Origin of the sequence: Prevotella sp. AM34-19LB (assembly GCF_003468525.1) — a bacterium.
GTDB lineage: Bacteria > Bacteroidota > Bacteroidia > Bacteroidales > Bacteroidaceae > Prevotella.
In genome coordinates, this window is record NZ_QSIG01000025.1 from 34,120 (window position 1) to 56,330 (window position 22,211).

Here is a 22,211-nt window from a genome sequence, read left to right on the forward strand (position 1 = left end):
TTCTTAGGCTCGAAATTTAAGAAGAAATGTAGGAAAGTAAGAAAATATGTTTTCTGAGGGGGAAAATATAGTGAATAACAGTTAAAGAAAGCGTCCCCACATACAAAGAAAGCGCCCCCACGTGGTGTGGAGGCGCTCAGCTTATGATGAATATGTATCAGATGGAAGAATTACTTCTTCTCTTCTACTGCCTTTCTGTAAGTCTCGTTCTTAACGATGAGAGTTCCTTCTTCTGTATCAACAGATACCATGTCTTTTACCTCTGAATCGAGACCCTTGCGGATGAGGTTGATGTTGGCAGATGGACCCTGTGGCTTGACATCCATATCCCACTTGAAGTAGTCCTTGTCAAGACCTGTGGTCTTTACTGTGAAGTCTGCGTTGACAGTAATGATACGCTTTCCGTCTGCACTCTTGTATTCACCAGCAACAGCCTGCTGGAATGCTGAGTCTGTAACCACCTCTTCTACCTGAGTAGCAGGGGCAGCAGCTGGTTTCTTTTCTGTGCATGCTGTGAAGGCAAGCATACCCATGGCAATAGCCATCAATGTAAGTTTCTTCATAATCTTGATCTTTAAATTATTGATGTTTTGAAAATATTACTTTCTTTAGGATGTGAAAAGCATGATCAGACTTGTAGCAAACATTGTTGCTATACTGACCAGTCCTACTGATATGGGGAGATAATTATACTGGATTTTTTTCTTGCCGTTCAGAAACTCCTGAGTGTATAATCTTGCCCAACGGTTATAAGCATAATATACAATCGATGCCATAACGAAGCCTATAAGAAATCCTACCAGCAAGTCTCCAGGATAATGTACTCCCAGATAGGCACGGGAATATGTTACCAGTGCAGCCCAGAACGCCAGGAATATACTCAGCTTTCTGTTTCTTACCAGATACATGGCGAATATGGCTACTCCCCACGAGTTGGCGGAGTGGGAGGAAGGAAATCCGTATCTGCCGCCCCGGTATCCATTAACCACGTGTACCATATAGGAGATGGAGTTGGCCGGGTTGCTTGGGCGGAGACGTCCTACCAATGGCTTGAGTAAGCCTGATGCAGTCTGGTCACAGAGCAATACAAGGAGCGCTACTGCTAGAATAGTGACTATCGTTACCTTCCAGTGGAAATTCTTAATCATCACGAAGATGAACGCTGCATAAAATGGAACCCATGTGAATCGGTTGCTCACCAAAACCATAAAGTAATCGAATAGTTCGCAGTGCATGCCATTGAAAAATAGCAATATTGCTGTGTCTATCTGTTCCATATAATGAATGAGATCTAGCATAGTTGCATTAACTATTTTTGTTGATATTTATATTCTCGTTTTTACTATCATTCAATATTTTGCCTATTTTTTAGCTAAGTCATCGTATAGCTTCTGGAGATAGGCTTGACCTCGCTTCAGATTAAAGCCTTTATCGCCTTTGTCATATACGATTCGCTTGGCTCTGTTGTCGTAGATGAGCGAGTTCTCTTCTGAAACAATGCCAAATGCATCGTTCACCGCAAAGAATGCGAATTTAGGTGTGGCATCACTCATCATGTTCTTACTGAAAGTGAATTCCCTGTGCTCTACTCCCAACTGACCGAGCAGGGTGGCTGCAATGTCATGCTGTGAACCGATGATGCCCACTTTCATAGGGCGCGAGATGGCTCCACCTGCCAGGATGAGTGGAATCTGGTAACGGCTACGGTCGTGGTCGTTCAGCTGTTCCTTATATCCTCCTACATGGTCTGGTACAAACACGATAAGCGTATTCTTCCATCTAGGCAGTTTGCGGTATTCCCTGACGATAGCACCCATTACGCTGTCGGTGTAGGCGAAAGCATTTAGACGCTTGTCTTTCAATCTGTGATAAGGCACCTCGAAAGGCTCGTGGCTGCTGGAAGTTTGCAATATCCTCAGCATAGGATGCTTCTCATTCTGCTGTGCCTTGATGTCTTCTATCATTTTGGCTGCCAGAATATGGTCTGGTACACCCCATTTGCTCAGCTTGTCTTCTATCGGGAAGTTGGCATCAGAAATGATATGCTGATAACCCTGAGAAACAAGATAGGAGCGCATATTGCAGAAATCTGCATCTCCACCATAATAATAGGTGGTCTTGTAATTCTTGTATTTCGCCAGGTTGCGGGCTATGGATGGCAACTGGCTAGTCTTGCGTGGATAGCGCATGATGCTGGTTGTGGGCTGTGCAGGATAGCCGCTCAATATGGAAACCAAACCTCTGTCCGTGCGGAAACTGTTGGCATAGAATCTTGTAAATAGAATACTCTGCTGGGCGATGGAATCCAGGCATACGGCTACATCCTTGTATGAACCCATGGACGGCATGATGTCGCTGGCAAAACTTTCCATAATGACAATGAGAATATCAGGAGTTCCCTTTTTGAAGGTTGCCTCATTGAGCAAAGGGTAGGTGTTCTCGTCGCTTGTACTTGTCATCGTCGCGAATATCTTGTCAGCCTCTTTATCCTTCATGAAGCGATACTGTGAGGCGAAGTCCTCCTGGTGAGTAATCGATTCCATGAGGCTGAACAGCGGATTCACGGCTGAGTGGTTCAGAAATGCGTTCTGGCTGTAGTATGCCTGTCCCGTGTTCATCGTAGAAACGGTGATGCCACCTCTGATAGGCAAGAAGAGTAAGCCTGTGAGCAGGAGGAGTATGATGGATGTACGACCACGATGGCGGTCGAAGTCATCGAATCGATTTCTTTTACCACTTCCGAGTCTTCCATATCCGTAGCCGTAGCGACTGTATTGCTGGCGTTTCTCGCCTCGCATTCGCAATGTGAACCAAACTCCAATGGTCAGAACAATCAATATGACAATTGAAAGAATCACTTGCCAGATGCTTACACTGGCGATGGCATCAGCCGGTGAAGTGAAGAAGTAGAAGAGTGGAGTACTATCCAATGGATACTTCCAGTATGGATAAAGACTTGTGTTAAGCAGGAAGCTGCAAGTGATGAAGAGTGAGGCAATTATGAAGTAGATGTTCATAATTGGTTTAACCAGGTCTCTTTTCAGCCATACCACGGCAATGGAAAGTAAACCTGGAATCACAGATAAGTATCCTGCCATCGATAAATCGAGTGGAAGTCCATGCCAGATAACAGCAGGCAACTCCGTGAAGATATTGTCGACAGGTTGTGTGGCAGAACCCTTTTCCAAAAAGAGGAACAGCGGCTTCTGCAAAACAAACAATACTACAAACGTAGCATAAGTCTTAACAAACCATATAATTTGCTTCATACGAACGTTGAACTTTTCAATATTTAATGTTTAAAATTTCTATATTAATAATGTATCTGTATGCAAAATTAGGAATAATTTTCGAGATAGACAATTATTTTTATAGTTTTTTTCAAAAAAGTGCCAAAAAATTTGGTAGTTTGATATTTTTGCCGTACCTTTGTTGTATTAATTTATTACGCATTATGGCTAAGTATAACATTCAACCCAAAAAAGAGAAGTCAGCGAGATATCAAACCTTGCTGAGTGAGGAGACTAAAGACCGCCTCCGTGATGAGATTATCCGTCTGATTGTAACGGAGAGAAAATACAAGGATCCTGAGTACAACTCTAAGAAGTTGGCTGAGGACCTGAGCACGAACTCTCGTTATATTTCGGCAGTGTGTGCAACTCGATTCCACAAGAATTATTCAGAGTTAGTTAATGATTATCGTGTAAACGATGCAATGTCGCTTCTCACAGATAAGCGCTACGCAAAGATGAGCGTGGAAGATATCAGTGAGATGGCTGGATTCAGCACTCGTCAAAGTTTCTATGCAAACTTTTACAAGCGTTTGGGCATAACTCCACGTCAGTATCGCCTCGAACATTCACAGCCAAAGTAACTGCGTCTTATTGAAGCAATACCGCTCATATAAAAATGGCTGTACAGGACAATTTCTTGTACAGCCATTTTTATTTTGTATTACAATCTATATTCTCTGGAATTTAAGAGAGATAATCATCTGACTTTATTTCCTAAGAAAATGCTTGAGCACCTTACTGGTTGTATTCTTTGATATCTGGCGTATCGCCTTGTCTCTGATCTGGCGCACACGCTCTCGCTTCAGCTGCAGGTCTTCTGCTATTTCTGCCAGTGTTTCATGTGCCATTCCTATACCATAGAACTTAGAAATGACTATGCGGTCGCGTTCTTCCAGTTCTCCAACGCAACGTTCCAAGTCGTTGAGCATCTGGGTGAAGGCTGTATTGTCGTCTGCTGGCTGGGCATCTTTGTTGATAAGGATGTCGAGTAGGGTGTACTTGTTTCCCTCACTGATAGGGGCATCGATGGAAACAGCTTTTGTAGCATTGCGTGGAGCATGCTTCTTCTGATCCTTTGGTACACGATAGAGTGCTGCCTGCTTGTCGATTGTCTGCTGCATCGCCTTGCGAATGAAAGGGGATGCATAAGCCACAAACTGCGAACCGCGTTCGGCATCGTATTTTTGAGCTGCCGTGAGCATCGCCAAAGTTCCTTCGCTAACCAAGTCATCGAAGTCAACACCATTACCACGATAGTGGTTGGCTACCGATTTTACGTAGTTGATGTTATCGCTTACCAACTTATTGATTTCTTTCTCTGTCATATCTCCTTTGGGTCTTTTAATTCATGAATGATGTTTTTGATGCAATTTTCTGCCGAGAGAAACTCTTGCGTGATTGCGCAGTGTGCTCTCTCTACTGCAAAATACAGAGAAATATTTGAAGAAACAAATTTTGCTCCCAAATATTTCTCATTTTAACATTCTGCAATACCTATTTGCATAGTCCGGCGTACGGGCAATACTCGCAGCGTTTCTTGTCGCTGGTAGGGCGCAGTGGCAATGCAGGATTGTAGATGTCGGCTATCAGACTGCGGAGATGCGTCATGAAGTCTTCTTCATACGTTGCAATATCTTCTATCTTTTCCCTCCCTAGTTTAAGGGTTGGGTCGTAGTCTTCTGCGCCTGCATTCTGTATAAACAGCAAGCCTGGTGACACGGGTTCCTGTGCAGAATTGTATCTTTTGCTGTTCTTGATGATCATCGAGTAGAGGAAAGCCTGCAGATAATAATCCGTATGCTTGCTCAGTGCCTGGGGAGTTGCCGAGAACATCTCATCTATATCCTTGGGATGTGTGGTCTGTGCTCTTCCCGTCTTGTAATCGATAACTCTGATGCGTTCCGAGATGTTCGATATATGAGAAATGGCATCCAGACGGTCGATGAAACCACCAATCTTGAACTGCTTTTCGCCCCTGCTTGTGTTGACTTTCAGTGTTTCTGAAACTACCAATTCCATACCGATGATGGTAAATGGTGTCTGGCGTCTGTCTATGGAGATGAGCTGTCGCAAATAGCTGGCTATTACCTCCTTGTTGATGAGTTGCAGACCGTTGTATTTCGGATGATAGTCGTTGTTGCCTACCTTGAAGAGCTCTTCTCTGAAGGCCTGATCTACCAGTCTATCTACCAGCATCTTATCCTTCATTGCCTGGTCCAGAATGTCTGCCGTGATGACGATTGGGCGGATGAGCTGCTGCTTGCCTTTCTCATCTGTCTGGATATCGCTCTTGCTGGCAAAGCCATAGTAGAAGAGTTCTGCTGCCCGATGGAAAATGTTTCCGAAGATGCGGTTATCTACTTCGTCTTCATCTATTTCATCCGGTTCCAGCAATCCCTTTACATATTTATAATAGAACTGCTTCTGGCATCTCTGGTATGTATTGAGAAAAGTAGGTGTGAGCATTCTTACGTCGTCAAGTACCTTCATCACTTCTTCGGTCTTTGGCTCTTCGTCGTATGCCGGGCGAAGGGGTTTCTGACCGGCGATGAGAGTCTTCCGAACGATAGGATGCTGACTTTCTACCATCAGCTGGAGCATGAATCTGCTCATCTCGCCCGATTGACCATCTTCCGTAGCATTGTTGTAGGTAAGCGTGATGTCGTGGGCACGCTGCAGCATACTGTGAAAGTAGTAGGCAAAGATGGCTACCTTGTTTTCTACGGTGGTGAGACCGTAAGCCTTGCGCAGGGAGTAAGGGATGAATGAAGAATCGTTCACACCCTTTGGTATTTTGCCTTCGTTGCAGGATAGAACCAGAATATGGTCGAAATCGAGGTTTCTGGTTTCGAGTACACCCATTACCTGTATTCCTTCTGCCGGCTCGCCATGGAATGGTATGCTTGTGGTCTGGATGAGCTGCTGTATCAGTCGCTCCAGAGTGATGGGATCTACCTCAAGGTCACCGGATGTGATGAGTTCCTGCAGGCGGTTGAGTAGGGTGTAGGTTCGATAGAGTGATTCGTGAAATAGCGGATCATTCAAATCCTTCGCCTGGGTTCCTATCATGCGCAGAATATCAAGCAAGTAGCTGATGAGCTGCTTGTTGTAGCTGCTTTGCGTGGCTTCTGCCGTCTGCTCTTCCAGGTTTCTGAAAAGCAGAGAGAGTCCTTCGTCTCCATCCATGCTGAGGAAATCGCGCGATGGGTAGAAGCGTTTCTGTTCTTCCAGCTTTTCAAGCAGGTCGGCATATCGAGAGCTGATGAATCTCGTATAGGGATGGCGCAATGCTGTAAGCACATAATGAAGACGGTAGGTCTCGCTATGCTGTGGATGACCTGTTCCCTGCAACTGGATGAGCTGCTGGATGAGACTGTAGAAAGGTGTTTGCTGCAAAGGATAGCCTATCGTGATATTGACGCTTTTCACCTCTTCCGGAAGTGAATGTATCACACTCTGCAAGAGGTTTTCATCGCTCAGAACGATGGCTACATTGCGCCCCATCTTGTAGCGGTTGTGCTCCTTGAGCCAGGCGTTTACGTATCTGGCCTGGATGTTCTCTGTTGGTGCGGATGTGTAGGTGATATCCTTGTTCTTCGACATGTTGTCGTAGATGTCTTTCTGCGGATAGCTGGCAAGTTCGTTGGGATAGTGCTTCAGATACTGACGGATGTAGTGGCCGGCTTCATTTTGTCCCTCCATATAGTACTTGTCGTAATCCCAGTAGAAAAGGGCTTTGCCCTGTTTCAGCAGTCGGTCGCATAGTGTCTGTTCTACTATCTGCATCATATTGAAACCGATGAAGAGATACTTCTTGTAATGGAAGTCTATATCTTCATCGTTTACTACCTTGCGATAGAGTGCTCCTTCATAAGCCAGTTTCTGTTTGGCCAGTTTCTGGTTGAATCCTACGTAGATATCGTAGAAATGTGACCATAACTGCAGGAATCGCTTCTTCAGTTCTGTATTGTGATCATCAGAGAAATTGCTGAAGAATTTCTTGATCATAGCTTTCTGATAGTCTGTGAGATAAGAAACATCGTCGAGTTCGTGGATGTCACTCAGATTGGCAAAGAGTAGTTTGGCATCTACCATGTTCTTATCTACATCGTCAAAATCGGCAAGAAGGAGCTGCCCCCAACCGTAAAAGTGGTCGAGGGTCTCATCAATGCCTGTGCATGCTACGAATACCTTGTGCAAGTCGCAGATAGACTTGATAGGGTCAGCAACCTTCAGGTCGGAGTGTCGGCGGAAGAGGTCGCTGATGGTGATGTATGTGGGAGTCCAGATCGGCTTGCCGGCCAATTGCGCCAGATAGGTATTGAGGAAGAGCGCTGCACGTTTGTTTGGAAAAACCACAGCGATGTCGCTCATGTTGGTGCCGTATTTTGCCAGCATATCCTGGGCTACTGTTTTCAAGAATGCTTTCATTGTATATTGTTTTTTATTATCTTTGCATTTCTTTTATTCATCTATAATACTTCTTCTATTTTGTTCGGATAAACATACCAGAGGTATCCCTTGACATGAGCATGTCCCATACTTTCGAGCAGCTTCATATAGCCTTTTATCTGGTCGTGGTACTCCGGCTTCGGTTTACCGAATTTGAAATCTACCACCACGGTTTCGTGCTCATCTTTCATCACTCGGTCTGGGCGGTGCTCTACCATATTCCCGTTCTTGTCTGTGCTGATGATGGAACACTCATTGAAAACCTTCCATCGGTCAGAGAACCAGTCGCTTACCTTGTCTGATTCCAGACGTTTGCGAATCATCTTCTCAACTCTCTCGCGCGAAATGTTTTCATCGTAGAGAACTCCATCAAGTTCCAGCTGTTTCAGTGCTCCTTCTATATCATCTCTTGTGCGGATGGTAGAGAAGAGACTGTGCAGTACTGTACCCATCTTGATATAGAATTTCTGCTGCTCTTCCTGTTCATCTCCTTTGATGAGGTCGCGGCTCTTGTTACTCTGTCTGAATTCTGGCAGCTTAGGCGAAACATTGATGTCTATGTGCATCATTTCTGCAGGCATCGTAAAGACATTTCTGTTGATTTTCATGTCCATTACTATTTTTTGCTTCGGTACCACCGGTTCGCCATATTTAAAGATGATGTCGTTGGTCTTGCTATCTGTACTGATGCCTTCCAACTCTACATTTACCGCGTCGGTAAGCATTTCGTATGCTTCTTTCTCTGCATTTTGCTTCAGCTTCTCAGCAACTGTTTCCAGTGATTTTTCGATGATTCCCGAACGGTAGGCGGTAGATGCGCGTTTGCCGAAGACATAGAGATTATGACTGGCTCTGGTGAATGCCACATAGAGCAGGTTCAGATTATCTACGATGTTCTGCAGATGCTCGTGATGGTAGTCATTTTCATAGATACTTCCTTTCATCTGTTTGGCACTGAAATCTACAGGTACCAGAGGGAGTTCGTTGTAAGGAGCTTCCTGAGGGGTACACCAGATGGTGTTGGCTTTCTCCAGTTGCCAGTCGCAGTATGGCATGATGACATGGTCGAATTCCAGTCCCTTACTCTTGTGGATGGTGATGAGTCGGATACCCTCGATGCCGTCACTATGAATGCTTTTTTCGTGAAGATTGTTTTCCCATTCCTGGAGAAACGCCTCGATGTCGCTGCTGTTGTCTGTCAGGAAGGAATTCAACTTGTCGTAGAAGGCACATACGTAGGCACTTTGCGCTTTCATATCTTCTATCTCGCCAAGGTGAAGTTCCGTGAACAATTTTTCGGTCAGGTCGAGTAAAGGCATCTCCTGCAATTTCTGTCGATTCTCTGTGATCAGTTCAACCACCTTTTCATCATTCAGATAAGTATGGGCAAACTTCAAGAGTGTGGCGCGGGCAATATCGTTGGCAGGGTGTGTCAGCAGCTTCAGGGCTGTGATGAGTATTTGTACTGCCTGCGAAGCGTCGAGACGGAATGCCTCGTCTGAAACCATCTCATAGTCTGAATGCTCCATAAAGTATGCTGCGATATCCTGGATGGTGCGGTTGTTGCGCACGAGAATTGCGATACGATGGGTTGGAACACCACGTGCAGTCAACTTATCTACTGTTTGCAGACAGAGTTGCATCATGCGGTCTTCTTTATTTTCTGCATCATTTTCATCGTCCTCTTCCTGTGTCTTGAGGAGTCGCACTTCAACATATCCCTGAATCTTTTTCTTCTCCGGAACTTCCTGTTCTACATCGGCATAGGCAGTAAGCAGTTGCTTGGCTGTTTCCGGTATCGTTGCTGCCAGTTCGTTATATTCCTGCTGGGCAGCTTCAACGAAGAAGGCATTGTTGAAGTTGATGACATTGCGGTCTGAGCGATAGTTGGTGGCAAGGGTCTCTACATCCAGTTGTTTCTTCGGATTGTCAAACTGATCTTCTATGTTGTTGAGAAGTCGCCAGTCGCCCGAACGCCAGCGGTAGATACTCTGTTTTACATCTCCTACAATCAGGTTGCCTGCATCTTCTCGGCTCATCGTTTCTTCCAGCAGCACCTTGAAGTTTTTCCACTGTATGGTGCTGGTATCCTGAAACTCGTCTATCATCACGTGGTTCAGCTGGGTACCGATTTTCTCGAAGATGAAAGGTGAGTCGCTGCCTTGGATGAGTGAGTGAAGTAATGTCTGTGTGTCGCTGAGCAGGAAGCGGTTAGCCTCCTGGTTCATTTCTCTCACCTTCTTGTCTATGCTGCCCAAGAGGCGCAGCTGGTTGAGGTGTCTGATGGTGAGGTTGGCGCTCTTGTACATTCTTTCGAGCATGTGGCGATGCTCTTCCGAGAACTGGAGGATTGGATAGAGAGTATTCACCACATGCTGATAGAGTGGAGAATTGTTCTTGACTTCCGACTTCTTGACCCAGTTTTCCGGACTATCCATACATTTATCTAAAGTCATGTTGCTGACGTCATCGTCTCCGTATTTTCCATTTCTCAATTTATTGAAGTAGCTCCAGATACCCCTTGTCTTGTTGTTGAGGTCATCAGCCGAATATCCTTCCTCTTCCAGCGCATCGAAAAAGGAAGATGCGATTTCTTCGAATTTTTCTTTAGCCTGGTTTCGGGTATCCTTCATCTTGTCTTTGAATGCTTCGAAGAAGCCTTCTTCTTCCATTCGCTTTGACAGCTCGTCGGCGTGCTCCTTGTAGTAATCACGGAAGATGTGTTCACCGAACGACTTGATCTGGCCGATCACATTCCAGCTCTTGTCGTCTGCGATGTTTTCCTTGATGTAATCCATGATCCAGAAAAGCAGTTTGTCGGTGCTTTCCAGGCTTTCTATCAGTTCATCCACAGCTTGCTGTTCCACCTGATAATCGTTCAGCCCGATACGCAGGTTGGCTGTGAGGTCGAGTTCTCGTGCCAGATTTCGCAAGACACTCTGAAAGAAGGTATCGATGGTTTCTACTCTGAAATAGTTGTAGTTGTGGATGAGCAGGCGCAAAGCCTCTTCCGCATTCTTTCTGATCTGTTTTTCCGAAAGATGGGGGAGTGCTGCATGTATCTGTACAAGATACTGATCTGATTCGGGAAGCTCGTGGGCAATGCCATAGAGCTGTCCGAGAATACGCAGTTTCATCTCTTCTGTAGCCTTGTTGGTAAAGGTTACAGCCAGGATGGTGCGATAGGCGTGGGGATTGTCTATCACCAGGGTCATGTATTCGCGGGCAAGGGTAAAGGTCTTACCCGAGCCCGCACTTGCCTTGTAAACGGTGAGTTGTGATTTCATATATTGTTCTTTTTATTTCTTGATTGATTGGGGAATATCCCGTAGCGGATTCTACCAGTTTCTGAAGAGTTCGAAGCCGAAGCGGCAGCCTACGCCATCAAACTTTCCCTGTCTGAATGCTGCGAAGAAGCCGAGCGACATCAGACGCGTGCTTACACCATAGCCCCATTCTGTATAAGGGTAGAGGTGTTTTACCACCAGACCGCTGGTATAGAGTCTTTCTGATTCTACATATCTGCCTATCAGCGGAAGCCAGGCGGCAAGAATCATCGGAGATTCATAGGTGAAGTTGGCACGCAGGTAATAGTTGCTGGCATTATACCAGTAAGACGACAGCAGTTCGAAATCGCCCGACCATTCATCGTTCCAGCCTCCCGGAATGTTATTGTCGTGGAAGTTGGTGTAATCAACGAAGTCCCAGTGTGCTCCTCTTCGGGTATAGAAACCTGTTCCGAAACGCATCGAGTACGATTGCCTGCGGGAAGAATAGAGTATCGTCTGGGCATCAAACTCTGCTCTTCCGTAGTCGATGTTGCTGCCCAGCAGGTTTTTGAAACCTTGCTCATAGTCGAGTTTCAGCACGATGCCTTTCTCTGCTTTCGGTCTCCATTCTATTCCGATGGCAGGAGCCACAGACTTGTATTTATCCGGATAGCCTATGGATTGATAGAAGTCCGGACGGATGGCAATGCGGTTGTGCGCTACCATTCCCAGTTCCATCGCCCAATGTGGGGAGATGCGCCAGTGTTGGTGAGTCGCATGTAATTATCCTTGAATTCCGTAAAGGTGGATTTTCCTAGCAGAAGAGAAGGTATCTCCGCTGGCGAGAAACCTCCGATGCTGTCTTTCGGATCCATGTATCCCAACGCCTGGCGAGCCAGCTTGTTGGTATTGATGCGGTTGCCGTTACCGATTTCCAGCTGCAGATAACCCTCGTGACGGGTATTGTAGCTGAATTTGACAGGAATTCTGTAGTAGAAACGATGCTGGCGGAAACTGTAACCGCCTTTTATTCCGGCAGAAAGCTTGATGTTGTCATTGAAGGCATACTGTGCGTTGATCTTGAACTTATACACCACACCCTTGGATTCCGAATATCCCATATATAATGGATTGAACAATGGGTCGATGCGGAAATAGCCCTGTTGCTTTTTGCCGAAGTCGCTGGAAATTCTGTTCAGCAGGTTATCGCCCACGATTTCCCAGAGCACATCTTTTGCGAAATCTTTCTTTTTTTCTCCCAGTGCTGCGGCTTTCCTTTTTCGCTCTTCCTGTCTGCCGTAATAGATGCGATAGATCATTTCCTCATCGGTATTCAGCTTGATGGGGCGTACTTTTGACATCATGGCGGTATCTGCGCTATTCCTGATAGTATCTTCCAGAACTTTTGGCAGATCATATATGGTGGTGTATTTCCCGGTAATCTTATTGCCCATGAAACTGAAGTTGGCGCGCATGTCACACTTGACAGGTCCCAGCGACTTGAAGCCTTCCTTGCCCATCGTTACGGAGATGTAGAAACGGGTCATATCGTATTCTCCCTCGAAGTCGCACATCTGAATCTGTCCGTTTTGGATGCGGACGATCGCCCTGGTCTCTACCAGCTGGGTGTTTTTGATGCGTGGGTAGGCGTAAACCTGAGCCATACCATAGAGCAGTGGCGTGACGGAGTACTTGTAGTATCGTCTGTTGGAACGATGGAAAGGGGAGAGGATGTTCTCCTGAAAGAGGTTTTCTCCATACACATTCGGCGTCATGTAGTTGAGCGCGGCGCTCATCGTACTTTTGCGGTGTGGAATGGTACTGAGATTGAGCAGTCGGTGGATGACAGGTGCTCCCTTCTCATTCACTTCGATGCGGTTGTAGAATTCGCTGATGAACTTTCTGCCTGCTCCGTAGGAGATGGCGTACATGGTAGGAACGAGAGCCAGGGTGGCGTTTCGCTTGTTGGTACGCATCTGGAATTTGGTGTAGGCATAGCTCGAATGGCTTCCTCTTCCCGTGGTATCTATCTTTTGGGCATAACAGAAGATACGCTGCATCACAGAGTCTGTGATGGCGTCTTTAGTCTTCACTTTTCTGGCATCTGTTGCCAGAGGAAAGCTGATAGTCAAAAGGATGATAGCCGCTATGATGCGAATCAGTTGTATCTTCATATTTATCTTTATCCCAGATATTTCATCAGGATACCAATCTTGCCGGATTCTCTGAGCTTGGTGATGCTCTTCTCTCTGATCTGTCGAACTCTTTCGCGTGTCAATCCCATCTTGTCTCCTATTTCTTCCAGCCCCTTCTCGGTCTCGTCGATACCGAAGCAGGCGCATACGATCTTGCGCTCTCTTTCCTTCAGACATTTGTTGAGAACCTGTTTCAGCTCCTGAGCCATACTCTCATGATCCACGTGCTTGTCGGTACGGCTGTCATCTCCGCTCGACATTACGTCTGCCATCGAGTTGTCATCGTCTTCGCCGAATGGTGCATCGATGCTTACATGATGACCGCTAGCCATCATACTCTGAGAGATTTTATCTTCATCTACACCGGTGCGGGCAGACAGTTCCTCTACGCTAGGGCGGCGCTGGTTTTCCTGCTCAAATCGGTTGATTTCCTGGTTTACCTTGTTGAGCGAACCCACCTGGTTCAAAGGCAGTCTCACGATGCGGCTCTGTTCTGCTATTGCCTGGAGGATGCTCTGGCGAATCCACCATACAGCATAGGAGATGAATTTGAATCCGCGGGTCTCATCGAAGCGTTCTGCAGCCTTGATGAGTCCGATGTTGCCTTCGTCAATAAGATCGGTGAGTGTGAGTCCCTGATGCTGATACTGTTTTGCCACAGACACCACGAATCTCAAGTTGGCTTCTACCAATTTGTTCTTAGCTCTTTCGCCAACTCTACCTCCCTTTCTTATCTGCTGTGCCAGCTCTATCTCTTCCTCTATAGAGATCATTGGCGCTCTGCCGATCTCTACCAGATATTTATCAAGTGCTTCACTATTTCGATTGGTTATGCTCTTTTGTATCTTAAGTTGTCTCATGATGATCCTACCCCCAAATTTTGTTACTAAACTCCACAAAGTTAGTAAAAAATGTGATAGGTTGTATTTTTCTACAACATAATTTAACTAAAAATACTTGATTTTTCGATATTTTATCTAACTACCTCATTTTGAGAGAATTTTGTGAATGCATCTTGATAGCCATTGAATACATTGATATCTACGGCTCCGTGGATGCCTGCCACACGGCCATCCGGGCATAGCTGCCAATATACCAGGTGGATGTCTGGCTTGTATTCGCCATAGCGGGCAATCCATATTTTATAGTCACGTTTCAGGTCAGGTGCTGCAGGCAGATACCGGTTTACGAAGATCTGACTGATGTAGAGGATTGGTTTTACGCCCGTGGCTCTTTCCACCAGTCTTAACCAGGTTCTTACTCTTGCGAAGAGAACGCCCGGACCTCCCATCTTGCTGATCTGGCTATGCGATGGCTCCAGGTCGAGAACCGGCGGGAAATCTCCTCTCCTGATGCAGCTGTGTCTGAGGAAATGATTCGCCTGGGCAGCAGCTGGAGTCCTGGTGCTGAAGAAGTGGTAAGTGCCTACTTTATAGCCATGTGCGCGAGCTGCGCTATAGTCTTTCTTATAGTAAGGATTCACGATTGATTTACCCTCTGTGCTCTTGATGTAGATGAAGCGGATCGGGTAGTTTACGTTGCCTGCCACGGTCTTTCTGCTGATGTTTCCCAGATGCGTGATGCGCAGTTTCTTCCAGTTTATCTGATATCGCTTTCTGCCCTTGATGTGCTGGTATTTCGAGATGTCGATGCCATAGATTCGCTGTGAGGTATATACCAGTCGCTCTCCCTTGTATTTGTCTTTCTTCCATTCGCCCACTCTCAGAGGCTTCTTGGGTGAGATGCTGAATCCCCATCCGTTTCTTTCTCCATTCTTCCATTCTCCTTCGTAGTAGGAACCGTCGTGGCCTATCCAGGTGCCGTAGCCTTCTGCCTGGTAGAGACTGTCGTAGCTGCCCGAGAAATACCCCAGTGAGTCATGGCGCTGTTCATAGTTGATGGTGTCTCGGTGGGTAGCTCCCTGCAGGGTTACGATTCCGATGGCTGTGCGGGGGGCAATGCCGTAGATACCGTCAGGGGTCGTTTCTGATGCCAGCTGAAAGAGGTGGCAGTACTGTCTGCCTTTTCTTTCATCTGTATTTGTCTGGATGAGCTTGCAGTCTTCGCTTCGGGGCTTGCCGTTTTCATCGGTGTAGAATGCCTTATATTTAATAAGGTGTACCAATACCAGTTTGCCGTCTTTCTGGTTTGACTTGTCAGAAGGCGTTTTTCCCTGGATATGATGCAGCGAGTCGAGCATCTTCTTGGCAGAATCTCTCAACACCTTCTCGCGGTTTTCGAAGGCGCAGATTCTGTTGTATCCCAGATCCATTACGCTGTGGGAGTGGATATAGTATGCCAGCTCGCTTTCTTTCCATTTCGAATCCTTGTAGAGACTGTCGAGTGAATCCACTTTCTCTACCAGCACACTGTCTGCATCGAGTCCCTGATAGCGGTTTCGGGTGATGTCGGTATTGTTGGACGCAGCGAGTCGTCCCTGGCATGAAGGAACGAGTGCCCAGCGGTTCATGAAGGTTGCTGCCAGTGTGGTGGTATCTTCGTCGAATCGCAGCATGGTTTTGCCGTTTCTTCTTATTTCATAGCAGCTGTAGGCTTCTATTCTGGCTTTGGCTGCCTGCACCTGTTCTCTTGTGGGATTCAGACAGCGGTAAGTCCAAAATCCCAGGGCGCAAAGTAAAATGATAAATAGGGCACCAGCTATTCTGATGCCTTTCTTTCTGTTGTTTGTCATTGTTTCAATTCCTCCTATATTTCTTTTCTCTCCCTTATCTTCTATATATCTATAGTTCTTGTTTTATCTGTTGTTTTATTAGACTTCTGGATTTACCTCCAGTTCTATCTTCAGGATGGATTGGGTGTCGGGGGTGATTCTGCAGTGGTCTGATGTTCTTTCTCCGATGAGCCAGATGATTTCGCCTGTCTTGTCGGTCAGTACATGTTGACTCATTTTCTCCATATAGTTTCGCTTGCGGTCTGTCAGATAGTCGCTTACCAGCTTCGTTCCCTTCATGCCGAAAGGTTTGAATCTGTCGCCCTGTTGGGAGAGTCGATAGGTGAGCGGGAAACTTACCTGATTGGCATCCAGGGTGATGCGATGGCTTTCCTTGCTTGGCGTAAAGTCGGCTGTGCGAGGGTAGCGTCGGATCCTGATTCTCGTGTTTCCTGCAAGACTGTAATTTCCTTCTTCCGGAAGGCGGAAAGCTCTTTCTTTCTGCAGGTTATCCATTTCTTTCAGGGGTGTAACGAGCAGCTTTTCGCGGTCGATGCAAAGCATGTATTCGTTGCTTTTCCAAATCTTGCCTATTCCACCGTCCTGGCTGTTCATACTTTCTATGATGCCGTCGATGGTATCACCATGAAAACCATAGCAGCCGATGAGCTGATGGAGCATGAACTCCGGACTTGCCGCCTGCATCACGAGTTGCTTGCCGATGGTTATGATATTGCCGGAATCATCGGGCTGTGATGTACTGGAATCATCTGGCTGCGATGGTACGCCCACAGCATCATCGAGCATCATCTTAGCCTGTCTGAGGTATCTAGCCGATTGGGCGATGTTCTCCCTGGCAGCAGGGTTCAGCGTTTCCAACAGCGGAATCACGTGATGGCGGATCTTGTTGCGCAGGGCATCATCTTCCAGGTTGGTGGAGTCGGTCATGTAGTCTTGCCCCTTTTCTGCGAGATAGTCCAGGATGTCCTGACGGCTGATGCAGAGTAGGGGGCGCAGGATGTTTCCGTTTTTGGGAGCGATGGCAGCGAGCCCATCCACCCCCGAACCTCTCAGCAGATTGAGCAGGAGCGTTTCCACGTTGTCATCTCTGTGATGTGCCACGCAGATGCCGTCGGCTTCGATGTCTCGGGCGAGTTGAGCGAAATAGCGGTAGCGCAAATCCCTGGCAGCCATCTCGATACTCACCTTGTGCTTTTCGGCATAGGTGAGGGTATCGAAGTGGATGCGATGCAGGCAGATGCCTTCACGCTCGCAGAGATCTACGCAGAATTGTTCGTCGCGCTCGCTTTCTTCGCCACGCAGGTGAAAGTTGCAGTGGGCTGCATGGATGGGCATCCCCAGGTTCTTGAGAATCAGGAGCAGAGCCACACTGTCTGCTCCTCCCGAGAGGGCAACAATATAAGAGCCGTCGTGCTTTCCCATTCCGTGGCGCACGATATAGTTTCTGACAATCGTTTCTATCTTGTTCATTTCTATATTCCTGAATCTTTTCGACCTGTACGGTTGAAATTGTTTTTAAGGCTAGAAGAAAGTTCCGTTCAAAATCGTTGAACCGACATTCAACGTCGCTGAACGTGCATTCAACGACGCTGAATGGAGATTCAACGTCGCTGAACGAAGATTTTTACTAACTCTAGAAACATTTTCCTTTAAAGGTAGAAAGTAATTCCTTTAAGGGAAGAATTATTTAATGTCCTTCTTTCAGAAACTCCTCAGCGCGCTGGAGATCTTCCGGGGTATCGATTCCCACGGTCTCAACGTCTGTGGTTCCCACCTTGATCTTGTATCCGTTCTGCAACCAGCGCAGCTGTTCCAGGCTTTCTGCAATTTCGAGAGAACTTTGTGGTAGCTGGGTTACCTCTCTGAGCACTTCCTTGCGATAGGCGTAGATGCCCAGATGCTTGAGGTAAGGGAAATGCTGGAGCCACTCCTCTCGCTCCTTGCCACGTACGTATGGGATGACGCTGCGGGAGAAGTAGAGAGCGAAGCCCTGGTTGCTGACTGCGATTTTCGGACTATTTGGATTCTCTACCGCCTCCATAGATGTGAACGCTTTGCCCAAGGTCGCAATCTGGGTGGTTGGGTCATCGAAGCAATGGCAGATGGTTTCCAGCTGGCTCTTTGCCACGAAAGGTTCATCGCCCTGTACGTTAACGATGACATCCCAGTCGCCGCCTATCTTCTCGATGGCTTCCTCTATACGGTCGGTTCCGCTCTTGTGGTCAGTACGGGTCATTACCGCCTTACCGCCAAAAGCTTCCACAGCATTGAAAATGCGCTCATCGTCAGTAGCCACGTATGCTTCTTCTAAAACAGCAGCCACCTTTTCATATACATGCTGAATAACAGGCTTGCCACCAAGCATGGCAAGAGGCTTGCCAGGGAAACGCGTTGAAGCGTATCTTGCTGGAATAATACCGATAAATTTCATAAGCTTCTTTTTTATTATCGCTTCAGAGCGATGTTGTAATTGTAATAATGTGTATTGCCGGTGATGTCTTCGAGCACCTGGATGAAAGGAGGAAACTTCACGCTCTCGCGTTTTGCGATGCCTTTGGTTTCCAGGATCATCAGGTCTTTTACTGGCTCAGAGAATGAATCCAGCTCGAAGTACTGGCCTTTCCAGATAAAGCTCTTGCGGTGCTTGCGGATGGTAGCACGGTAAGGGTCAGCCTGCTGGAGCATATTCTCGTAGAGATTGGCGCTGATCTGTCGCTCGGTCTCAATCTGTTCGTTGTCGGCTACGCGCTTCTTGGTGGTGTGAACATATACGTATTTGCCACCTTCGAATCCGCGGCGACGGAGACGGATCTCACTGCCTGGTTCTCCCGAAAGATAGGTCTGAACGATATCGCTGTCGATGGCGTTTGGCACTTCGCCGGTCAGTTTCACGATATACTTTCTCTCCTCCTCGATAGGTTGCGGAATACCCAGCACATTGCTGATCTCCTTGAGCACACGGTTCAGCTTGTTGTTGAAGTCCTCGTGGTTGTTGATTACTCTCAGATGTGGATGGCCCTTCCAGGCGGAAACGATTCTCTTGTCCAGTTCCCTGGCTATCTGCAATCCCTTTTCGTCAGCCTTTTCCACTCGCTGGGCATTGTTGGCTGTGGTGTAGAATTGTTCAGCGCCATCTGCGGCAGAAACCAGATGCAGTACGGCATCGTAGCGTTCACGCAACTGGGTGTTGGTGTATCCCTGCTCGGAGATAATGCGGTTCCAAAAGTCTTCTGTCAGATAGGTGGAGATATCCATCGTGCCACGGTCGCAGACGATGATGACCGGCTTGTCGATGGTTTCCGCCATTTTGGTGAAGCTTTCTTCCAGTCCGATCTGAGTCAGGAAGGTAGCTTTTTCTCCCTCGAAGAAGAACTTCTCGTTTTTGGTGAGATAGTTCATACCTGCCTGGGTGAACATGGTAGGAACCTCAGGAATCGTAAACACCTTGTATCCAAGGCCAGAGAAGTGGTCGATTATTTTTACCAGCGCAGTGGTTTTACCTGCGCAAGGACCACCTGTAAGTACAATTTTCTTAATTGTATTCATTATCTTATTTTTTGTTATTATCAGATGCGTCTTTTTTGTTATTATCAGATGCGTCATGGGATGCGTCAAGCGCCCTCATTCCTTTTATGGGTGCAAAGATAGCAATAAATTCTTTAAGAAAGAAAAAAACTTTCGGTTTTATTTTGTATTCTAAATGAATTAATGTATCTTTGCAAAGTTAAACGACAAGAAATAAGACAAGAAATAACAGATGATTTACTTCATTTCAAAGAAATTAGAAATATCAGCAGCCCATTCGCTTGCCCTCAGTTACGAGAGTAAGTGCAGCAGTCTGCATGGTCACAACTGGCAGATAGAACTCTTTTTTGTGGGCCGAGAGTTGAACCAGGATGGCATGGTGATAGATTTTACCCATGTCAAGAAAGCGGTGCATGGCAAGATGGATCACGCCAATCTCAATGAGGTGTTTGATTTCAATCCTACCGCCGAGAATATCGGAAGATGGCTCGTGAATCTCTTCCCAGAGTGCTATAAGGCTACGGTGCAGGAGAGCTTCGGCAATACTGCCGTGGTGGTTGACGAGGAGAAAATCAGAGGAATCGAGCATCTGGTTCCTTAAAATCGGAGCTGGTAATTTGTTGAACATCCCCAAGTGCTTTTGCAAGTGGTTCCCCAAGTGGTTCAAGAACGGGCTGAAGGCCCAAAAGCTCCTAGCCCAGGGCATCGCCCTGGGTAGAGTCGCAATCAGCAATGCGCCCTGTAAGGGCAAAAGCTTTTTAATATTAAGGAAAAATGTATAAAGTTAACGAGATATTCTATTCCCTTCAGGGAGAAGGAAGATGGTCGGGCAGGCCAGCCGTGTTTGTTCGTATGAGCGGCTGCAATCTGAAATGTCCTTTCTGTGATACCGATTTCAAGGGATATAAGGAGATGAGCGCAGAGGACATCCTGGCTGCGTGCCTGGAAAAGGGTGGCGATTGCCGCTTCATCGTTCTTACCGGTGGCGAACCAACCCTGCAGGTGGATGCGGAACTCATCCGTCTCCTGCATCAGCAGGGATATTATCTTTCGATGGAAACCAACGGCACCCACGTGGTTCCCGAGGGCATCGACTGGATTACCTGTTCGCCTAAGTTGGACTTCACGGAGGGCGGCGAACTTGCCTTGAAGAAGGTGGATGAGCTGAAACTGGTCTTTGATGGCGCCCACGAAGTAAGCAATTATGGATTGGAAGCCACCTATCAGTATCTGCAGCCTTGCGATGTGGGCAATGATGCCCGCAACCGCTTTATCCTCTCCGGCTGCATCGACTATGTGAAGCGGCATCCGGAATGGCAGCTTTCACTCCAGATGCATAAGATTGTGGGTATCCGATAAATCTCATAAGATCATAATAAAACAACAATAATAATATAATGGAAAAAGTAAAGACTTTGATTATAGGTAGCGGTCCTGCGGGATATACTGCTGCCATTTATGCAGGTAGAGCTGGTCTCAATCCTGTATTGTATTCTGGTATGCAGCCAGGCGGTCAGCTTACCATCACCACGGAAGTAGAGAACTTCCCAGGTTATCCTAATGGCGTGGATGGCACTCAGATGATGATGGACATGAAGGAGCAGGCTGCCCGCTTCGGTGCGGATCTGCGTGACGGAAGCATTTCAAAGGTGGATTTCTCTTCCCGCCCTTATCATCTTACCGATGAGAGTGGCAACGAGATCGAGGCTGATACCGTGATTATCGCTACTGGTGCTTCTGCCAAGTACCTTGGTCTGGCTGATGAGGAGAAATATCGTGGACAGGGCGTTTCTGCCTGTGCTACCTGCGATGGCTTCTTCTATCGCAAGCGTACGGTTGCCGTAGTAGGTGGTGGTGATACTGCCTGCGAGGAGGCGATGTATCTTTCCGGTCTTGCCAAGAAGGTGTATATGATTGTGCGCAAGCCTTATCTCCGTGCTTCTGAGATTATGCAGAAGCGTGTAAAGGAGAAGGAGAACATCGAAATTCTTTTCGAGACCAATACGCTCGGCTTGTTTGGAGAGAATGGAGTAGAGGGAGCTCATCTGGTTCGCCACATGGGTGAGGCCAACGAGGAGAAGTTTGATATTGCCATCGATGGTTTCTTCCTGGCTATCGGCCATAAGCCTAACACCGATCTCTTCAAGGATTTCATCGATTTGGATGAGCAGGGATTCATCAAGGTGGTTCCTGGTACTGCGAGCACCAATCTTCCTGGCATCTTTGCTGCCGGCGATGTTGCCGACCCGGTTTATCGTCAGGGCATTGTTGCAGCCGGCTCTGGTGCCAAGGCTGCTATCGAGGCAGACAGATATTTGCAGCAGTTGTAATCACGGAAGTTATAAAAGTTAGATAAAAAACAAATCCGCAGGAGTTTAGAATAACTCTCTGCGGATTTTTTTGTATGGAGAAAAGTTTCGCGGAAGATGAGGGATTCAAACCCCCGATACCCGGAAGAGGGTATACCGGATTTCGAGTCCAGCGCATTCGGTCACTCTGCCAATCTTCCTTTGTCTGATATTGTTTCAACGACGATGCAAAAGTACTGCTTTTTGATGAACCGACAAAATATTGGACGAAAATTTTAACTAAATTAACCCTCAAGCCTCTAACGTAAATATTTGTTGTTAAATCAGCCATACGCCCTGAAAGGGCAGAAGCTCCTAGCCCAGGGCATCGCCCTGGGTAATGACGCCATTATAATAAACGCCCTGTAGGAAAGCTTCAAAACCTAGTGATATAAGCTTTTGCCCTACAGGCGCATTGCTGCCTGATGCTATACCCA

17 protein-coding genes and 1 tRNA gene are annotated in these 22,211 nt (G+C 46.9%); 4 read left to right on the forward strand and 14 right to left on the reverse strand.

From position 1 onward, the window contains the following. Positions 1-170: 170 nt before the first annotated feature. From DW830_RS09185 to DW830_RS09195, 3 genes are all read right to left on the reverse strand, one after another. Positions 171-563, reverse strand: a complete 393-nt coding sequence (locus DW830_RS09185; protein ID WP_119249663.1) for a hypothetical protein — start codon at positions 561-563, stop codon at positions 171-173. Between the two features lie 45 nt (positions 564-608). Beyond that, on the reverse strand, positions 609-1,298 hold the full coding sequence (locus DW830_RS09190; RefSeq protein WP_119249664.1) for a phosphatase PAP2 family protein: 690 nt from the start codon (positions 1,296-1,298) through the stop codon (positions 609-611). A gap of 63 nt (positions 1,299-1,361) precedes the next feature. Continuing rightward, positions 1,362-3,269 (reverse strand): LTA synthase family protein, encoded by a 1,908-nt coding sequence (locus DW830_RS09195; protein WP_119249665.1) that lies wholly within the window; start codon positions 3,267-3,269, stop codon positions 1,362-1,364. A 185-nt stretch (positions 3,270-3,454) separates the two neighbouring features. Here DW830_RS09195 and DW830_RS09200 point away from each other — a divergent pair, with 185 nt between their 5' ends. After that, positions 3,455-3,874 carry a helix-turn-helix domain-containing protein gene (locus DW830_RS09200; protein ID WP_119249666.1) on the forward strand — a complete coding sequence of 140 codons (420 nt, stop codon included), beginning with the start codon at positions 3,455-3,457 and terminating at the stop codon, positions 3,872-3,874. Between the two features lie 126 nt (positions 3,875-4,000). On the opposite strand, the gene DW830_RS09205 is transcribed toward DW830_RS09200, so the two are convergent. The 10 genes from DW830_RS09205 to DW830_RS09250 form a co-directional block, all read right to left on the reverse strand. After that, positions 4,001-4,618 carry a sigma-70 family RNA polymerase sigma factor gene (locus DW830_RS09205; RefSeq protein WP_119249667.1) on the reverse strand — a complete coding sequence of 206 codons (618 nt, stop codon included), beginning with the start codon at positions 4,616-4,618 and terminating at the stop codon, positions 4,001-4,003. A 169-nt stretch (positions 4,619-4,787) separates the two neighbouring features. Continuing rightward, the gene (locus DW830_RS09210) at positions 4,788-7,724 is read right to left on the reverse strand and encodes a PD-(D/E)XK nuclease family protein (protein WP_119249668.1); all 2,937 of its coding nucleotides are present in this window, start codon (positions 7,722-7,724) and stop codon (positions 4,788-4,790) included. 41 nt (positions 7,725-7,765) lie between these two features. Further along, positions 7,766-11,032, reverse strand: a complete 3,267-nt coding sequence (locus DW830_RS09215; RefSeq protein ID WP_119249669.1) for a UvrD-helicase domain-containing protein — start codon at positions 11,030-11,032, stop codon at positions 7,766-7,768. Between the two features lie 51 nt (positions 11,033-11,083). Continuing rightward, a complete protein-coding gene (locus tag DW830_RS09220; protein WP_147487244.1) occupies positions 11,084-11,752 on the reverse strand; it encodes a DUF5686 family protein in 669 nt (222 codons plus the stop codon). Further along, positions 11,734-13,188: a DUF5686 family protein gene (locus DW830_RS09225; RefSeq protein WP_119249671.1), complete on the reverse strand. Its 1,455-nt coding sequence runs from the start codon at positions 13,186-13,188 to the stop codon at positions 11,734-11,736. The genes DW830_RS09220 and DW830_RS09225 overlap by 19 nt, the downstream gene beginning before the upstream one ends. 8 nt (positions 13,189-13,196) lie before the next feature. Continuing rightward, entirely contained in the window at positions 13,197-14,069 is an 873-nt protein-coding gene (locus tag DW830_RS09230) for an RNA polymerase sigma factor RpoD/SigA (RefSeq protein WP_089542470.1), read from the reverse strand. A 113-nt stretch (positions 14,070-14,182) separates the two neighbouring features. Further along, entirely contained in the window at positions 14,183-15,901 is a 1,719-nt protein-coding gene (locus tag DW830_RS09235) for a GH25 family lysozyme (RefSeq protein ID WP_233544463.1), read from the reverse strand. A 78-nt stretch (positions 15,902-15,979) separates the two neighbouring features. Beyond that, complete coding sequence (gene tilS, locus DW830_RS09240) at positions 15,980-17,371, reverse strand: tRNA lysidine(34) synthetase TilS (protein WP_233544464.1); 1,392 nt, start codon at positions 17,369-17,371, stop codon at positions 15,980-15,982. 217 nt (positions 17,372-17,588) lie between these two features. After that, the gene (gene kdsB, locus DW830_RS09245; protein ID WP_119249672.1) at positions 17,589-18,332 is read right to left on the reverse strand and encodes a 3-deoxy-manno-octulosonate cytidylyltransferase; all 744 of its coding nucleotides are present in this window, start codon (positions 18,330-18,332) and stop codon (positions 17,589-17,591) included. 14 nt (positions 18,333-18,346) lie between these two features. Further along, a complete protein-coding gene (locus tag DW830_RS09250) occupies positions 18,347-19,447 on the reverse strand; it encodes an AAA family ATPase (protein WP_117664005.1) in 1,101 nt (366 codons plus the stop codon). Positions 19,448-19,661: 214 nt separating this feature from the next. Here DW830_RS09250 and DW830_RS09255 point away from each other — a divergent pair, with 214 nt between their 5' ends. From DW830_RS09255 to trxB, 3 genes are all read left to right on the forward strand, one after another. After that, on the forward strand, positions 19,662-20,027 hold the full coding sequence (locus tag DW830_RS09255; protein WP_119249678.1) for a 6-pyruvoyl trahydropterin synthase family protein: 366 nt from the start codon (positions 19,662-19,664) through the stop codon (positions 20,025-20,027). A 173-nt stretch (positions 20,028-20,200) separates the two neighbouring features. After that, positions 20,201-20,785 (forward strand): 7-carboxy-7-deazaguanine synthase QueE, encoded by a 585-nt coding sequence (locus DW830_RS09260; RefSeq protein ID WP_119249673.1) that lies wholly within the window; start codon positions 20,201-20,203, stop codon positions 20,783-20,785. Positions 20,786-20,823: 38 nt separating this feature from the next. Then, positions 20,824-21,756: a thioredoxin-disulfide reductase gene (trxB, locus tag DW830_RS09265; protein WP_119249674.1), complete on the forward strand. Its 933-nt coding sequence runs from the start codon at positions 20,824-20,826 to the stop codon at positions 21,754-21,756. A 90-nt stretch (positions 21,757-21,846) separates the two neighbouring features. Here the strand turns inward: trxB and DW830_RS09270 are convergent. After that, a tRNA-Ser gene (locus DW830_RS09270) sits at positions 21,847-21,935 on the reverse strand. Positions 21,936-22,211: the final 276 nt, after the last annotated feature.

Coding starts and splice junctions, on each gene's coding strand:
- DW830_RS09195 (WP_119249665.1), bottom strand. CDS start 3,269: ATGAAGCAAATTATATGGTTTGTTAAGACTTATGCTACGTTTGTAGTA.
- trxB (WP_119249674.1), top strand. CDS start 20,824: ATGGAAAAAGTAAAGACTTTGATTATAGGTAGCGGTCCTGCGGGATAT.
- DW830_RS09210 (WP_119249668.1), bottom strand. CDS start 7,724: ATGAAAGCATTCTTGAAAACAGTAGCCCAGGATATGCTGGCAAAATAC.
- DW830_RS09215 (WP_119249669.1), bottom strand. CDS start 11,032: ATGAAATCACAACTCACCGTTTACAAGGCAAGTGCGGGCTCGGGTAAG.
- DW830_RS09225 (WP_119249671.1), bottom strand. CDS start 13,188: ATGAAGATACAACTGATTCGCATCATAGCGGCTATCATCCTTTTGACT.
- kdsB (WP_119249672.1), bottom strand. CDS start 18,332: ATGAAATTTATCGGTATTATTCCAGCAAGATACGCTTCAACGCGTTTC.
- DW830_RS09230 (WP_089542470.1), bottom strand. CDS start 14,069: ATGAGACAACTTAAGATACAAAAGAGCATAACCAATCGAAATAGTGAA.
- DW830_RS09260 (WP_119249673.1), top strand. CDS start 20,201: ATGTATAAAGTTAACGAGATATTCTATTCCCTTCAGGGAGAAGGAAGA.
- tilS (WP_233544464.1), bottom strand. CDS start 17,371: ATGAACAAGATAGAAACGATTGTCAGAAACTATATCGTGCGCCACGGA.
- DW830_RS09250 (WP_117664005.1), bottom strand. CDS start 19,447: ATGAATACAATTAAGAAAATTGTACTTACAGGTGGTCCTTGCGCAGGT.
- DW830_RS09185 (WP_119249663.1), bottom strand. CDS start 563: ATGAAGAAACTTACATTGATGGCTATTGCCATGGGTATGCTTGCCTTC.
- DW830_RS09220 (WP_147487244.1), bottom strand. CDS start 11,752: ATGGAACTGGGAATGGTAGCGCACAACCGCATTGCCATCCGTCCGGAC.
- DW830_RS09235 (WP_233544463.1), bottom strand. CDS start 15,901: ATGACAAACAACAGAAAGAAAGGCATCAGAATAGCTGGTGCCCTATTT.
- DW830_RS09200 (WP_119249666.1), top strand. CDS start 3,455: ATGGCTAAGTATAACATTCAACCCAAAAAAGAGAAGTCAGCGAGATAT.
- DW830_RS09190 (WP_119249664.1), bottom strand. CDS start 1,298: ATGCTAGATCTCATTCATTATATGGAACAGATAGACACAGCAATATTG.
- DW830_RS09205 (WP_119249667.1), bottom strand. CDS start 4,618: ATGACAGAGAAAGAAATCAATAAGTTGGTAAGCGATAACATCAACTAC.